This is a genomic window from Arsenicibacter rosenii (assembly GCF_001870735.1).
GTDB lineage: Bacteria > Bacteroidota > Bacteroidia > Cytophagales > Spirosomataceae > Arsenicibacter > Arsenicibacter rosenii.
The window spans coordinates 1-1,333 of the sequence record NZ_MORL01000145.1; the positions used below are offsets into that span (position 1 = coordinate 1).

Annotated in this window: 1 protein-coding gene; it reads left to right on the forward strand. The window is 43.7% G+C overall.

Features of this window, described 5'->3' with window-relative positions:
- Positions 1-83: 83 nt before the first annotated feature.
- Positions 84-1,333: 7TM-DISM domain-containing protein (locus BLX24_RS30430; protein ID WP_143092933.1), on the forward strand; the 1,250-nt coding region annotated here is incomplete at its 3' end.

Sequence of the window (1,333 nt, forward strand, 5' to 3'; positions counted from 1 at the left end):
AGCCGCGAGGGTGAGGGGGCGGTGTTTATTGTAACAATTCCCTGCTGATTATCATTGAAAATACCCTTTTCCCTTAACCGTACATGAAACCATTTTTCCTTATTCTCTGCCTCTGGTGGTCTGGTGGTCTTGCTTATGCACAGCCGGTGGTGCTGAACAATCCGGATCATGTTTATGATATTACTGAACACTGCGCTGCGCTTCCGGTGCAGCCCGGGCAAAAAATCACGATCGACTCCTTACTGCTACACCCGGAAAAGTATCCCTTCCGCCCACTTGACCGAAAAGCCATAGAGCCGAATGACAAACGAATGTATTGGCTCAAAGTCGATTTGGTCAATCCGACGCCAGACAACTACTTCCTGCGTTTTCTTTTCATGGGCGATATGCGGTATCAGGGGTTCGAAGCAGACAAAACCCGATTAATCAAGCGCTGGGAGGTTGATCATAATGGAGTGGATATCAGTAATTTATTCTATCGAAGCCGTGGAATAATTCCGTTATTAATCCGGCAAGGGCAAGCGCACACGCTGTTTATTTTCGTTCACCGAAATGGCATTCCAACACTACATGCAGAGTTGATGTCGTCGCAAAAGCTGACAGAGGATACGCATTACCAGGATTTATTTTACGGAATCGGGTTTGGTTTTTTCTTCATTATTACCATCTATAGCTTGTTTTTAGGCATTCGCTTAAAGGACCGTGATAATGTACTGTACGCCTTTGTCGTTATCATGTCCTTGTTAAACTCCGCGCAGAATTATGGAGTCTTCCTTGAATTTTCAGGTACCTGGCCAATTACACTTAAGCATAATTATGGTGTTCTCTTAGGTATCGGCAACAGCATCGGCATTTTCTTTACTATATCCTTCTTACAAATACGGCAACGAGCCAGGTGGTTGTACTGGCCGGGGGTAGGGCTGTCTGTACTATTTGCTGCCGGAAGCCTGAGTATTCTATGCATTTACCTGACAGGGCTACCTGATCAAAAACTACAATATTATTTTGCTTTTCTGGTCGCTTTTACCGGGCCTTTATATGGGGTAATAGCAGGCATTACTGTTTCCTTTAAACGGTATGTACCAGCCTTATTTTTTTGCTTCGGACAGTTTTTCATTTACGTTTTTGTTATCGTTTTTACATTAGGCCACAATGGTTTTATCCCATTTACCTTCTGGGTTCGCAATAGCCTGTTCATTGGCTTTATTTCAGAAACCATAATCTATCTGCTGGGCCTTACCTATAAAATCAACCAGCTTAAAAAGAAGCAGGATGAGGCCATACTGGAACAACTCCGTCTGACAGAACAAAACCAGACACTCATCGAAACCCA